The sequence below is a fragment of the Deltaproteobacteria bacterium genome, assembly GCA_018668695.1.
In the GTDB taxonomy this organism is placed as follows: domain Bacteria; phylum Myxococcota; class XYA12-FULL-58-9; order XYA12-FULL-58-9; family JABJBS01; genus JABJBS01.
On the sequence record JABJBS010000400.1, the window covers coordinates 21676 to 36305 of the forward strand.

Here is a 14630-nt window from a genome sequence, read left to right on the forward strand (position 1 = left end):
TTAGAAGGGCTAACCCTACTGCTGCTGGCAGGTTCGAGCAACGCTGAAGGAGTAGAGTATAGGACTTTGATTGCTTTCGTTTGCGACCAAAACCATTCGAGTTTGAATAAAGCGATTTCCTGTTGGTACATCGTTAAGACTTGCGGGTGATGACTCATAGTATGTGTCTTCACTTGGGTACCACTGGCTCCAGTCGTCTCCATCTGGGTTGTCACCGACACGAACTTGGAACTTAGCAACTGAACCGGCAGGTTGAGTTGTTAGATTCCACTGGAGGTAATCCCAGCTTGAAACAGTGGGTCCAAAGCAACCATCGATGATTTCTTTGTAGTCTCCCTGAGGGTCCGTAAAAGTGGCTCTTAGGTTACCGGTAAAGTCACTGTAGGTATAAAGTGAACCGCCGAGATTGCTTCCACCTGCAACGTCATTTGGATAAAAGCCGAAAGCACCGGTTGTTGGATCAAGTGCTGTTAGGTTGTTGGTTGTACAGTTGGCTGTCCAAATCTTACCGCTGCTACCAATTCCAATGCCAAGCGGAGCCTTGCCGCTGTTACCCATGTAGATACTGGTGGTTCGCGAGCCGGTATTGGAGTCGTAACCCATGATACGCCCTTGTTGACCACTTCCAGGGTAGGCGGAAATCCAAACGGTTCCTGCCGCATCGACCGTTACGCCTCGTGTGTACATATTGTCGCTGCCAAATTGGGACCATGTGTCGGACTGAGGCTCGTAGCGGCCGACATTCCAATTCTTGCCGTGGTTACCGAGCCAGACCCGGTTTTCTTGGTCGATGGCCACACCGTAGGTTCCTCGTTGCCAGTTGCCCGGTTGAGTTCGGATGCTGTGAAGCTGATTGGCTTCCCATCGTGCTGTAGAGCTTGCTGCATTCCAGAGTCCATTATCTTGCGGAACCCGGTAGTCGTTGGTGTTAAAGCTTTGAATTTGGCCTTGGTGACAACAGCTGTTGGGTGCCCAGAGAATGCCGCGGCCGTCGATAACTGCGCCGTAGGGCCGTACATCCATTCCAACCCAGCGTTTGATCTTACCGGTGTCTGAGTTCACTTCGAAAAAGCCGTACCTGTTGAAGTTACCGAGCCAAATGTCGCCTTCCGCATCAATCGCGAGCGCCCGCGGGAGATAGTAGCCATCACCCTTGGATTCGTAAGTTCCATCCTCATAGTAGGCTGGCTTTCGAGTCCAAAGAATACACTCGTCATTTTCTGCGTAGTACTCTTGTGCTTCACCGGCACCCACGGTCATATCGATGACGCCGTTTTCATTGTAATCGCCCGAGGTTTCAATCACCCCGTTGTTATTGATGTCGACGCAGTCGCGTTCAAGGTTCGCAATCTTGGTGATGCTTCCTTGGGAGCTAAAGGCTCGGTTGGCGAGAAAAACGTTACCTCTTGCATCTACGGCAGTACGTGAACCGCGGTTACAGGACCCACAAGCTTCGCAGACGTTTGGAATACCGCGAGTTCGGCCATAGCTAGGCTCCGCGATAGCATTATCAACCGTGGCAGCATTCGGCCCGAGAGCGCTACAGTATCGGCCAACTTCTTTACCCGTGGTCGTATCAATCTTGGATACATAGCCAGCGCTGTCTACGCCTACCCATGCAAACTCAACATCAACTTGTTCACTGAAGATCTCAAGGTCGTCGTCGTCGTTTACAATAATCGAGACAGAGTTGGTTCCCGTTGGGTTGAAGGGGAGTCCATCGTCGCCGCCGAAAACGGTTTCGTTACAGTTGGCCCCGCAGTGCCCACAGGCATTGAGGACGCCTTCATCTACGCCATCATCGCCAGGTCCGCAGACAACCCCATCGCCGTTGGTATCACCAGGGCAGTTACAGTTGTTGTCTTTGTAATCACAGACTTCATCAAGGCCTGGGCCAACGGTTGCATCAGAATCGTTACAATCCCAGGAACCAGTAAAGCTCCCATTATCGTCGACGTCGTTTGAGCAGTAGTAGTCATAGGCTTCGCCAACAGGCGGTGAGTTTTCACGATTGCAGTCCACACTGCCCGGTTCGCAGCCGTAACCATCGCGGTCATTATCCAGGCCTTCATCCGCGCTTATGTCGCAGTCGTTGTCTTCGCCGTCGCAGCTAAGTTCGTCTGGGGACTCGGCGGCAGGAAGTGGTGTACAGACCGTCACGACACCCGTATCGGTACACGAGTTAACAGAAAGGCAACCACCGAGGCCGCAGGTCTCAGGAACCCACTCTTCGTCGAAGACACCGTCACAGTCATTATCAATGGCGTCGCAGCTTGTATCGACAGTCACCTGGGCTGCCAATGGAATACATTCAACTTCAGTGCCGTTAACGCAGGCAGAAGTATTCTCGCAGGGACCAAAGCCGCAGCTTACCAAGGAGTAGTCTTCATCGATTAAGCCATCGCAATCGTCGTCGAAGCCATCACATGTGGTGTCGCCTCCGATTGGGTCAACATTACCAAAGCACGAGCACTCGCCATTGACATCGACATCGACAGAGATGCCTTCGCAGCCGTAATCGGCAGGATTAATATAGCCATCACTCGGGATGTAGATCCCTGTACTGTTTTGGTTGAGATAATGTTCATTGTAAATTGCGATGATAAGACACTTACTGTCGACAAAGGTATTCACCGCATCGGAAAGGGTACCGGCGATACGACCGTCAGATAAGGCCTGCATAAGCTTGTTGTAGCGGCACTCTGCAACCTGAACTTTTTGGTCGAGGTCATTAACGCCGCCGGTTGTCCAGAATCCGCCATCGTCTTTGAGCATTTTTCTGTTCTGGGTAAGCACTGTGTTGGCGTTGCCCAAAATGTTGTAGAGCGATGTTTCACCCTCGTACATGGAGAAGTTGACGATGTAGCCGAGGCTCAAAATGAGACCGCCCTGCCAATAGTGCGTGTAGATGAGTCCGTTGTTGGTGTTGGGGTCTCGCAGATACTGAAGCGCCTCAACTGCGCTCATGTAAACATCTTCGATTAGGATTTGGTTATTAAATCCTTCGCCCTCAAAGTTCCAATTACTTTCTTGAATGGTCTGGACCAAGTCAGCAAAGTTGTGGATCTCAGCTTGAATCGTAATGAGATTGGCAAGGATATCTTGAGTGATTCCGGAAAAGCGGCCATCGGTTGCGTCGCTTGCAAATCGGGTCATCTGCCCATCTACCGTAAGCGAGGTATTGTCCCCAAAGCTAACCGGGGTGCCGCTTCTGTAGAATCCCTCATCGATCTCTTGGGCTGTTTGGTTGACTGGACGGTCGTAGAGTTCGGCATAGGTTGAATCTTTAAAGAGCATTACAAGGGTATCGAATGCGTTTAGGGCGTAGTCTATCGAGTCGAGTGGATCTACCGCTTCTTTGGAACGTGAAAGTTCCACAGAGGCCAAGTTCAGTGTTTCGTCCACTTGAACCAGGTGGTCTTTTTCTGGGTAAAAGGAGCCATCTACCTCTACGAGGTTTGTACCAACCAGCCACTCACGTTGTTTGTAGCGCTCTAAAGTTGCTTGCTGTCCAACTGGAATTGGGTCGGGGTTGGATAGAACACTCCAGTCAGTAAGAATGTTGGATACTAGTTTGTCGTTATGGATTTCGACGATGCGCCGACTTTCACTCAATATGGCGCGTTTAAGGTCAGCTAGAATCGTTTCCGTATCTTCGATATCTCCCAATATTGCGTAGGCTCTTCGGGCGAGCAAAAAGGCGTGTCCTGGCGAGTGCACGAAAATGGCACTGGCATCAAAAATGAGATCTTGCGCTGAACGAATATCGAATATTTGAAGTGGGTCTGTCTCGGGACTGTCTAAAAGGTGTTGAAGCCATGTGGCATGGGCATCCAGAGCGGTGATGATGTTACCAACGATAAAGGGGTAGTCCTCAACCGTCTGGTTGCCAGCCCCATCTGTGATGGTCAGTCTCAGTTTGAAACTACCATTTCCTATCGAGCCGAAGGATAGTTTATTGTTGATGCAGGCAGGTGAGTTTGCATCACAGCCTTCAATACGCATGTTGGGGTTGCAGCTGTTAAGATCGCCGTCAGCGCAGGTCACTGCTTGGCTGGCAACGCCAACAAGTGTGGCGCCTGTGTTTGCGTTGACGATGGAGACATCTACGGATTGAACGCCGCTTTGAGTCTGACCTTCCAAATCGGTCGCATCAAATTCAAGAGTGAGTTTTTCGCCGTGAAAAAATACCGGCCAAGTGGTTGCATCAGCTGGATCGACATTAATGATTTCATTCGGGTCATTTACGCCCGGGCGGGTCGTCCCCATGCCGGCAAAGTTGTGACTTGGCTCTGTCCGATCGATCGCAAAACAAGTTGAGGCATTGGCACCAACATCGCCGCCAACTGTGGCAGATAGATACACTGGGCAATAAACTTCTTCGGGGCTAAATGTATAGGTGACGGTATCGTTGAGTCCGGTGGTCTGGTTAGAGCCTTCGTTGGGTACCTGACCTGAGATTGCAACCCAGTTAACGGTTCCGGCGCCTGCACCGCTTACAGTTGCGGTGACGGTGACTGATGCTGCGTTGGTAAAGCCTGAAGGACCGTTGGATTGAACGGTAAGTGGCAGGCTGCCGGCAGGAGCGACATTGACACTGAAAGAGGGAATCGTATCTGCTTGAGGCTGATTGCCTTGAGCATCGTAGATTTTTAATTCGATGTTGTGGTTACCGTCGGGCAGGCATTGCTCAGGGTTCACGCTTTCGTTGAAGTGGGTACTGTGTGCCCACGTGTAAACAATGTCCGCAGGCGCTGTACATGCGTCGATCGCAGAAGGCCTAGGCAGTCGGACCCACGTGCCACTTAGACCACCGGGTGTAAAGCATTCGCCCACTTCACTCAAAACGGTAAAGTTTGAGGGTGTCGCAACAATGGCTGGAGGCGTGGAGTCTAAAACGTTGATGGTAATAATTTCAGTATCACTGTTGGCGTATAGGTCGAAGACAGTCGCAGTTAGAGTCGATTCACCAAATTCGTATATATTCCCTTCAGGGAAATCGTAGATCGCAATGGGACTGGGGTCACATAAGTCTGTGACGAGAAACTGACTTGGGTTTATGTCGATTATGCTTTGTCCAGGTGAGTTGCATTCACAGGTGACATTGGTAGACGACGCCAAGCAGCCTGGAGGGCTTGTGTCAAAACGAACCGACGGTGCGAGACTGTCTTGGACGATAATATTTACATTTTCGGTCGCCACATTTCCCGAATTGTCAGAAGCAGTGACAGTGACCCAGTGTGAGCCAAAGGGGTATTCATCCGGGTTCACATTGCTACAAGTCGTGCAGTCATTGCTGATCGAAACTGTGGGAAGCGGATCGACATTATCACTGACTGTGAGCGGAATTTGAATCGAGGTCGATGGGTTTCGGCATTCTGCTACCTGGCTTTCAACGGTGATCGTTGGGGCAGTGGTGTCAGCGATGGCAGTTTGCGAGACAAGCCCTGCACTTAAGCACGCGATGACTAAAGGTTTTACTGATAGAAACCTGGTCATTATCTATCCTTTCACAGCAACGGAACACAGCCGTGCCTGGGGGAGTTGGTGGGCAACTGCACCGCTTGGACCCTGCTGTCAATACATACTTCGCGGGCGGCTCACCGTTACAAAGCGTACCACTTAGAGGGGAATATTCCAGCGCATTGCAATTTCTTTTGCCCATATGGCGCGGCGCGTCTTAAATCCGGAATTGAATGAGATCATTTAGAGTTTTCTTGTCTAGTTTCAGGGTTCGGGGGTTGACTCAGATGGTCGCAATTTCTAATCGTTGGACGCTTTAATCTTTTCACCAAACTGGCGCGCTGGCGCATGAGGTTACACCTATGGGAATTGAGCTGCTTAGCTATCTCGGTGCCGCGTTTCTTGGCGGAATTATTCTAAACATCATGCCGTGTGTATTGCCCGTCCTCACGATGAAGGTGTTCCATATTGTTGAACGAGGAGCCTCAGACCCTGCAGGCAACCGCAAACACGGCTTGGCTTACACCGCAGGTATCCTTTTTGCCTTCACAGTTTTCGCTGGGTTTATCATCGGCATCCGTATGTCTGGAGACAGCGTGGGCTGGGGCATGCAGTTTCAGAACCCTGCTTTTGTTGGGGTGCTCTGTGGGTTGATGGTGGTTTTAGCTTTGAACGCACTCGGAGTTTTCGAATTTGCGGTCAGCATGAACGTAAAAGACGATGACGGGGGCTACGGGGCAAGCTTTATGAACGGAGTCGTAGCGGCTGTGATGTCGACGCCTTGTTCGGCACCATTTTTGGGCTCGGCAGCGGCGTTTGCTCTGGGTTCAGGTGTGAGCTGGTACACAACACTCGCGATTTTTCTCTTCATTGGCCTTGGTTTGGCGTTTCCTTTCGCGCTGATTAGCTTTGTTCCGGGGGCGAGTAAGGTTCTGCCCAAGCCTGGCAACTGGATGAATACCTTTAAAAGCTTGATGGGCTTTACGCTTTTGGCGGCGGCGGTTTGGCTCTTTGGGGTTCTCATGGGTCAGATCACTCGAGACGGTGCTCAGTGGTTCTTGGGTTTTTTGCTTTTGGTGGGTCTGGGACTTTGGGCTGTCGAGCATTTTGGGGGGCTGCAGCATAGTACGCAGCGCCGCATTGGTATCCGAGCAGCTGTCATCGTGGCCTTGGTGCTTTCAGGTACACAAATGATTGATTTTACGAAGCCTGAAAAAGTGGAATCCAAGCCAACCTTGGCCAGCCAACCGGTGATCAAAGATGGAAAAATCAATTGGGCCGATTTTAGCCCGTTTAGAGTTGGCCTAGAGCACAAGCGTCAGCGCCCGGTGTTCATGGATTACACAGCCGATTGGTGCCTGAACTGTAAGACCAATGAGAAGGCATTCATTGAGACCGAAGCAGTACGCAAGGCTTTGGTCGAGACAGATATTCTTCCGATGGTGGCCGACTGGACCAATGAGGATGAGGATATAACCAAGTGGTTAGAAAAGCTTGGTCGAACCGGTATCCCCGCTTACGTCGTGTACTACCCGAATGGTGAATACGATCTGCTTCCGGAAGTGATCACCGAGAAGATGATATTGGATATGCTGGACCGTGCTAACACCAAGTATCCACTGGCAAATTATCGGTCTATGGAAGAAGCCTGCGCGGCTAACTAAACTCCCTTTTTACGTCATAGGTTTCTTTTTTTAATACCAATTAGGGGCAATTGCGTCCAATTGGGATCACGCCACAGCGCGTTAACCTACAATGCCCGACATTTTGGTTGACAGATTTCAGTCCAGGTGGTAGTACCAATTCGAGCGAGGTGGTCACGTCACCGCGCAAACCCACCTAACGATACTGATGCTTGGAGGAAATTGATCATGGCAAAGAAACCGGTCTCATTGGTTACAGGCGCTTGCGGCTTCATGGGAAGTCACATGGTGCAAATTCTTAAAGAAGCGGGGCACGAAGTTCGTGCAACGGATCTTGCTTCGGCGTGTAACGCACCCGATAGCGACAAGACTCGCTTTCCACGTGTTCTCCGTGAACTCGGTGTTGAGCCGATTCCTGCGGATGTCACACGTCCCGAAACTCTTGCGGGTCTGATTGATGAAGACGTGGACTATGTGTTTCACATTGCCGCACTCTTTTCTTACAGCGTACCGTGGAACGCGCTGCGTTCTGTGAATGTTGACGGCACTCGCAATCTTCTCAAGGTCGTAAAAGACCAAGCACCGAATCTCAAGCGTTTTGTTCTTTGGGGTGCTGGCGGCGTTTATGGATTTCGCGACCGCGAAGGTGTGCCAGTAGTAGAGAGTGATTCTCCAGAACCTTGCAACGATTACCTACGCTCCAAGTGGCGCCAGGAATTTGAAGTTATCAAAGCAGGCCAAGATTGGAAGCTTCCCTACAGCATCATCCGCCCAACCACTGTTTATGGTCCACGTGGCTTTTACGGCGGCGGTCAGCTTTTGATGGGAACAGCTCAGGCACCGGTTCATGCTATCCCTGCCAGCTTCACTGCACGTATCCCATTTGTTCATGTAGCAGATGTTTGTAAGTCAGCGCTCTTCTTGTCCAAAAAGCCAAAAGCTAAAGGTCAGATTTTCAATGTAAATGATGACAGCCGCATGACCAATGTTGAGTTCATCAAGTACATGGCTGCCCTCGAAGGTAAGTCAGCGGTTATTCTTCCGGCGGTTCCTGTGCCACAGGTTCGCACGGCGGCAATCGGCTTCGCTCGTTTGATTGATAATGTTGCGATGCTCTTTGGTAAGCGTTCACCTTTAGAAGTCGATAGCTTGAACTATGTTGGCCGTGACGTGGTCATCGCGAACAACAAGCTTAAAGATCTTGGTTATGAGTTTGAATACTCGGATGCGCGTGATGGCATTCGTGACACAGTGAAGTGGTTTTATCAGGAAGGGTGGATGTAAGAAAATGACAATGCAGCACACGTACGAATCATTGGCTTCATCCACAGATGAAACACTTGAGCAGGCTCTACTTGATGGCACACAGCCTGATTTAGAAACCATCGCGGGCAACGAGTACCGTGGTTGGAACACACCATTTTTTGCGGCTACAGCGGGAATTCTTCGCTTTAAGAAGGGTTTTTTCAAAGACCCATCAGCAGGCGGCGCTGTGCGCGGGTACAACAAAGACATCGTTGCTGGCGGTGGTTTGATGGACCCATGGACTGAAAAAGGTAAAGACGGAAAAGCCAAGCCTTTTGGTTTTTACGAGATTGTTCCACAAACAAGTGGTCCGTATCCAAACTCGGTTCTTTTAAACTACAACTGCCCACGCAACTTCCCCTTGGATCCAACCAAGCTTTTGCGTGACTACGTTGTTCAGGTGAACCCTGATAATCCTCACCTCTTACTGGGTAAGGCGTATTTAGCGTTTCCAGGTAAGTGGCCTAAAGTTTCATATTTTATTTTGGAACGTGTTGGGGATGCAGACGTACCTGTTTCATAGGGTACTAAAGAGATTGAAATGAAAAAGCCGTGATTGATGTCACGGCTTTTTTTTGTCTGCTTAGGAGGCAATTCTCTTGTTTGCCTTAGAGGTAAGAGATGACTTTTGCCACAAGTTTGTCGATGCCTTTGGCAACCGGTGCAATCGATGGCCCAAGCATATAAGCAGGTGTGGATACGACCTTGAGGCGTTCATCCACAACAATTTCATCGACTGGGCAATCTTTGTGCTCTGCGCCCATGCTCTTTAGCGCGGCGGCGGTGTCTGGGTCGTTACCGATGGTTAGCTGAGGTGCTACGTCGCCCAGTACCTTGGCGGCAATGGCGGGTGCGATACAAATAAAACCCATTGGTTTCTCCGCTGCACGCATATCCCGGATGAGTTTCTCTAAGTTGTCGTCAACGCTCATATCGGTACCATTGAAGGCGAAATCCGAAAGGTTTTTAGCGGCACCAAATCCACCAGGAAGAATCAATGCATCGAGGTCATCGGCGCTCACGCTGCCAAGTTCTTTAAGATTGCCTCGAGTGATTCGGGCGGATTCGTCAAAGACGTTACGGCTGCTATTTTCAACAGGTTCGGCTTTTTGGTGATCGACCACATGGGCCTGCGCTTTATTGGGGGCCATTGCGATGACTTCAACGCCAAGGCGGTCAAGTGCGAGTAGGGTGAGCGTGGCTTCTTGGATTTCGGCTCCATCTAAGTAGCCGCAACCTGCTAGCACAACGCCAATTTTTTTACCTTCTGCAGTCATGGGAAGTCCTCCGTGTATTTGGGAGACTACGACCTAGCACATAGTTCAATGTAGGTTCCAGATGCAGCCGGCTTGGTCTTAAAGCGGCTCGATGTCGTGAAGTTCAAGGCCCGGTGCGTTTTCGACAGCATATTGAATGGCCCACGCTGAACTTGCGAGCAGTACGGGGTTACCATTTCGGTCTTCATAAACGGGGTAATCTCGGCGCTCTTGAAGCCAGTCGTGGGCTTCTTGAGGACCTGTGACCCATCTCGCTGCAGCAAATTGCATGGACTGAAAGATTGCCGTGACGCTGTATTCGTTTTTGAGTCGCTCTTGAAGAACTTCAAATTGTAGAACACCAACAGCTCCGAGGACGGGATTGGTGCGTCCGAGGTGAGGCCGGTAGAAGAGCTGAATGACGCCCTCGTGAGAGAGCTGCTCGAGCCCGGTGTCCAACTGCTTTCGCTTGAGTGGATCTTTGAGGATGAGCTCGCCAAAGTGAGCCGGCGCAAAGCGAGGAATCGAACCAAAGCGCAGAGGTTTACCCGCTGCCACGGTATCGCCAATACGCAATTTACCTGGGTCGTAGAGTCCGACAATGTCACCCGGCCAGGCGTTCTCAACAATGGAGCGCTCCTGAGCCATAAAAGTGTGCGGCTTGGAAAGCTTGAGCTTCTCGCCACTTCGTCCAATCACGACATCCATACCGCGCTCAAATTGTCCTGAAACAACTCGGAGAAAAGCGATTCGGTCGCGGTGACGCGGGTTCATGTTGGCTTGAATTTTAAAGATAAAGCCAGTGAAGCGTTCGTCTTCGGGCGGCACAGTCACACCGTCTTCAGTTTGTCGCGCAGCGGGTGAAGCAGCTTGCGTTCCCATAAACTCTAGAAGTGAATCAACGCCGAAGTTGGTCATCGCAGAACCCCAGAACACGGGGCTGACTTCGCCGGCGAGAAAAGCTTCCCGGGTGTAGCCATCGCCAGCACCTTCAACGAGCTCGATTTCTTCTAAAGCGCGTTCCAGTGTGCGCTCGTCAACAAACTCCGATGCTTGGTCAAGGGGGAGTGTGCGACTTTCAAGAACGCCTGTACCGTGCTTTTCCGCTTCGTAAAGGGTGACCATCTTGGTCTTTAGGTCGACGACGCCTTTGAAGTTTTTGCCCATACCGATGGGCCAGTTCATTGGGAAAACCTCGAGATTCAGCGTGGAAGATATCTGATCGATAAGCTCCAGTGGATCGAGGCCGTCGCGGTCGAGCTTATTCATGAAGGTGACGATGGGCAGATTGCGCATACGGCATACTTCAAAAAGCTTCAGCGTTCGGCTCTCCACGCCTTTGGCATGATCGATAAGCATGATGGAAGAGTCAACGGCGGCGAGAGTTCGGTAGGTATCTTCCGAGAAGTCGGCGTGACCCGGTGTATCGAGAAGGTTACAAGCTCGGCCTTTATAATCGAACTGCAGAACAGAGGACGTTACAGAAATTCCGCGCTCTTGCTCAAGTTTCATCCAGTCACTGACGGTATGCCGAGCAGCTTTTCGGGACTTAATAGAACCGGCCAAGTGGATGGCTCCCGAATACAACAGGAGTTTTTCTGTGAGCGTCGTTTTACCAGCATCAGGGTGGGAGATGATGGCAAAGGTGCGGCGCCGGCCAGCTTCCTTTTCGATAGACATTTCAAACCTCTCTCAATCTGTTGGCTCTAGTACCCGGTTCTGCTTCGCTCGAATAGGATTTTCTGCATTTTCCCAAGAAAAATTGGGGTTTGTCGTAGATACGCCACCGGTGCTATTAAGGGCCGGTGATGATTTCAGACAGTATGCGATCTTTGGTGGAGGAGCTTGTTCTCAGGCCCAATGCCCCCGGTGATATTGTGGAGTTTAGCTCCGATATGGCCCAAATTCGCATGGAGAGCGGGGAGGCCATCTGGATTTTACATACCCCGGCTGAAGAACTTTACCCTAAACTTCATGAATTCTTGAGTTCATTGGTAGCCGGACGTGCGCTGGCGCGGGCGCGCGTGGTGATGCTGGGCGGTAAAGACTCGGTTGAAGAAGTACTTCAAAAGGCTAGGCCGGGGCGCTTTCGGCGCGGCTCACTCGCTGTTCATCACTTACGAAGCGATGGTACCTGGTGGCATGGCCCAGGCAGAGAGAAGTCTTCAGATGTTGTGGCGGGCCTAGAGCGAGCAAGCAATCAAAGTCGTTCAGAACGTTTTGATGACGGCCGATTTATGTTTGCGCTGGGTGAGGCACTGGAACGTGGCCGCTTGCGACGCCGCGAGATGGACGAATTTCGCACCCATTACGACAAAGGGTTGCCCATCGTGACATTCGCCTTGATGGCAGCGATGATCATATCCTTTGGCTTCGAGTTTTTATTTGGCGGAACCACCTATACGCCAACGCTCTATCGGATGGGGGCCAACCTCAATTCCGGTTTGAATGAGCCCTTCGACTGGTGGAGGCCTTTGTCTTCAGTGTTTTTACACGCTGGAGCGATGCATATCGCGTTTAATGGTTATGTTGTTTATGCCCTTGGGTCTTTCTTGGAACGAATCCTGGGACGAAGCCGCTATCTTATTTTAGTGATCTTAAGCGGGCTTTTGGGAAGTATCGCGAGCTATTTTCTAGGACAGGGTGCGCTGAGTGTAGGTGCTTCGGGTGCATTTTGGGGCTTCCTGGGGGCAAGTGCGGCGCTTGGTTTAAGGCCCGGCGTTCTGATTCCACCGCTGATGGTCGGCCACCTTAAACGTGTCGCCATTTTCAACCTTTTGATAAACCTTGGTGTGTCGGCGCTGCCCAATATCGATATGTGGGCACACTTTGGCGGCGGCATTGTGGGCTTCGTGCTGGTGATTTCGGGCCTTTTGCAACGTGGCTTAGGGCCAGTTGAGCAAAGGGGCGGGCAAACAGAGGCAGGTCAGTTCTTTCCTAAAATACTGGCCGTATCTCTCACCGTGTTGATGATTGCGTCAGTGGCGATGGCCTGGAAAGAAGGCAAGCCATGGGAAGTTAATCAACCGCTCGAGCTATCTTATCGTTCGACTGCCCGTGCAGGCTTTCAATGGCTGGTACCGGAAGGCTGGGAGGAGAATGCTTTGCCGCCCCAGCCGGATTATGCAGTGGCTATGGCCTACGGACACGTGTTTCGCAATGCAGCCGAGTTTGAGGTTCAAATTAGGAAGTTGGGGCCCACGGAATTTAACCCATTGAGGACAGAAGCCACACTCGCGGCGATTCAGGTTGAGATGGAGCAAGGCTCGGCGCCCGTAGAGTGGGTCGATTCCGAAATCCCCTTTTTACGACAAGAGTGGGTGTTCGGAGGCGGGGTTCGCACGAAGTGCCTGCGTATCGCGGATGGCGCCTTACAGGTTGTGAACTTGGACAGCCTCTTAAATCCCGACGGTGAGCCTCCAGAGCTCGAACCAGAAACGATTCTTGAGAGTATTCGACCCTTATCGAAATAGTGAAGAAAAAACCTAAGTCTATGCCTGAGCCTCAACTTTTGGCATACTGGTATATTGGCTTATAGGAGCAAGCAGTTGGCAGAAGAACAGATTTCAGAAGAATTTATTAAAGCCCTCCCCAAAACAGACCTTCATGTGCATTTAGATGGTTCCCTTAGAATCAGCACACTTATTGAATTGGCTCAGGAGTATAACGTTGAGTTACCGAGCTATACTGAAGAAGGATTACGGGAGCTGGTTTTCAAAGACCGCTATCAGAACCTTGGAGAGTACCTTCAAGGGTTCCAATATACGGTTGGAGTATTACAGCGTGAACTTGCTTTAGAGCGATGCGCTTATGAACTCGCAGTTGATAACCAAGAAGAAGGTGTGCGTTACATCGAGGTTCGGTTCGCGCCTCAGCTTCACGTTCACGAGCACATGAATGCTGTGACTGTACTTAAAGCAGTGAACCGAGGTTTAGAGCGAGCGAAGACGGAATTTAACAGTAAGCAGAGCATTAAAGATGGTCTTGAACCTCCTTTTGACTACGGGATTATTTGTTCCGCGATGCGCATGTTTCAATCTGGATTCAGCGAGTACTTCACAAATCTAATCAACTCTCACATGTACACGCCGATTAAGGACGTTTACAAAATGGGCTCATTAGAGCTGGCGCGGGCAGCCGTGGTGGCCAGAGATGAATATGGCCTTCCGGTCGTTGGCTTTGATTTAGCTGGAGAAGAGGCTGGTTACCCAGCCGGTGATCACATTGCGGCGTTCCAATACTGTAAGAAAAACTTTCTTAAGAAAACGGTCCACGCAGGCGAAGCTTACGGACCCGAAAGTATTTTTCAGGCGGTCACCGACCTTTACGCCGACCGAATTGGACATGGCACTTATTTGCTGACGCCTGAGGCTATTCAGGATCCCGCTATCGAAGATAAGCAGCGATACGTAGATATGCTCTGCCAGTACGTGGCGGACAGGCGCATCACGCTGGAGGTATGTTTGACGAGTAATATTCAGACAAATCCAGAAATTGCATCGATTCAAGCACATACGCTACGTAAGATGCGCGAGCATCGCATCTCCACCACCCTGTGTACGGACAACCGTTTGGTGAGTAACACCACGGTGACTCGCGAGTTACAGCTTGCAGTTGAACATTTGGGCTTCACCCGAAAAGACCTCAAATCTGTGATTGTTTATGGATTTAAGAGAAGTTTCTTTCAGGGGGGATATTTGGAGAAGCGAAAGTATGTTCGCTCAGTCATCGATTACTATGAGTCCATTGAGAATAAGTATTTTGGCGATGTCGCGAGTACGAAGTCTTAGGACGCACCGATATGCCGTCCCAGGTTCTCTGGGATGGCGTGAACTCATCATATGAACGGAATGAAATAAGGCTAGGATCAGCCTTCGCTGGGCGTTGGCGTTTCTGTCTCGCCTGTAGCCGCCTCGGCTTCGATACTTGGGATAAGTGGAGTGAGTGCTTCTTCAAAAGCTCC

Annotated in this window: 8 protein-coding genes; 5 read left to right on the forward strand and 3 right to left on the reverse strand. The window is 50.8% G+C overall.

The window, feature by feature from the left end; all coding sequences use genetic code 11:
* Nucleotides 1-15: 15 nt before the first annotated feature.
* Entirely contained in the window at nucleotides 16-5499 is a 5484-nt protein-coding gene (locus HOK28_23675) for a hypothetical protein (protein MBT6436110.1), read from the reverse strand.
* 326 nt (nucleotides 5500-5825) lie between these two features.
* On the opposite strand from HOK28_23675, the gene HOK28_23680 reads away from it, so the two are divergent.
* The 3 genes from HOK28_23680 (at nucleotide 5826) to HOK28_23690 (ending at nucleotide 8934) form a co-directional block, all read left to right on the forward strand.
* Nucleotides 5826-7127, forward strand: a complete 1302-nt coding sequence (locus HOK28_23680) for a hypothetical protein (GenBank protein ID MBT6436111.1) — start codon at nucleotides 5826-5828, stop codon at nucleotides 7125-7127.
* Nucleotides 7128-7334: 207 nt separating this feature from the next.
* Nucleotides 7335-8390, forward strand: a complete 1056-nt coding sequence (locus HOK28_23685) for an NAD(P)-dependent oxidoreductase (GenBank protein MBT6436112.1) — start codon at nucleotides 7335-7337, stop codon at nucleotides 8388-8390.
* A 4-nt stretch (nucleotides 8391-8394) separates the two neighbouring features.
* A complete protein-coding gene (locus HOK28_23690) occupies nucleotides 8395-8934 on the forward strand; it encodes a hypothetical protein (GenBank protein MBT6436113.1) in 540 nt (179 codons plus the stop codon).
* An 85-nt stretch (nucleotides 8935-9019) separates the two neighbouring features.
* On the opposite strand, the gene elbB is transcribed toward HOK28_23690, so the two are convergent.
* Together elbB and HOK28_23700 are read right to left on the reverse strand one after the other, a co-directional pair.
* Entirely contained in the window at nucleotides 9020-9688 is a 669-nt protein-coding gene (gene elbB / locus HOK28_23695; GenBank protein ID MBT6436114.1) for an isoprenoid biosynthesis glyoxalase ElbB, read from the reverse strand.
* Between the two features lie 78 nt (nucleotides 9689-9766).
* On the reverse strand, nucleotides 9767-11347 hold the full coding sequence (locus HOK28_23700) for a peptide chain release factor 3 (GenBank protein ID MBT6436115.1): 1581 nt from the start codon (nucleotides 11345-11347) through the stop codon (nucleotides 9767-9769).
* A gap of 128 nt (nucleotides 11348-11475) precedes the next feature.
* Between HOK28_23700 and HOK28_23705 the strand changes: the two genes are divergently transcribed.
* Nucleotides 11476-13140, forward strand: a complete 1665-nt coding sequence (locus tag HOK28_23705; GenBank protein MBT6436116.1) for a rhomboid family intramembrane serine protease — start codon at nucleotides 11476-11478, stop codon at nucleotides 13138-13140.
* A 75-nt stretch (nucleotides 13141-13215) separates the two neighbouring features.
* Nucleotides 13216-14457 carry an adenosine deaminase family protein gene (locus tag HOK28_23710; protein MBT6436117.1) on the forward strand — a complete coding sequence of 414 codons (1242 nt, stop codon included), beginning with the start codon at nucleotides 13216-13218 and terminating at the stop codon, nucleotides 14455-14457.
* Nucleotides 14458-14630: the final 173 nt, after the last annotated feature.

Bases quoted from the DNA above. Each gene is read 5' to 3' on its own strand.
- HOK28_23675 (MBT6436110.1), bottom strand. From the start codon at position 5,499: ATGACCAGGTTTCTATCAGTAAAACCTTTAGTCATCGCGTGCTTAAGT.
- elbB (MBT6436114.1), bottom strand. From the start codon at position 9,688: ATGACTGCAGAAGGTAAAAAAATTGGCGTTGTGCTAGCAGGTTGCGGC.
- HOK28_23690 (MBT6436113.1), top strand. From the start codon at position 8,395: ATGACAATGCAGCACACGTACGAATCATTGGCTTCATCCACAGATGAA.
- HOK28_23685 (MBT6436112.1), top strand. From the start codon at position 7,335: ATGGCAAAGAAACCGGTCTCATTGGTTACAGGCGCTTGCGGCTTCATG.
- HOK28_23705 (MBT6436116.1), top strand. From the start codon at position 11,476: ATGATTTCAGACAGTATGCGATCTTTGGTGGAGGAGCTTGTTCTCAGG.
- HOK28_23700 (MBT6436115.1), bottom strand. From the start codon at position 11,347: ATGTCTATCGAAAAGGAAGCTGGCCGGCGCCGCACCTTTGCCATCATC.
- HOK28_23680 (MBT6436111.1), top strand. From the start codon at position 5,826: ATGGGAATTGAGCTGCTTAGCTATCTCGGTGCCGCGTTTCTTGGCGGA.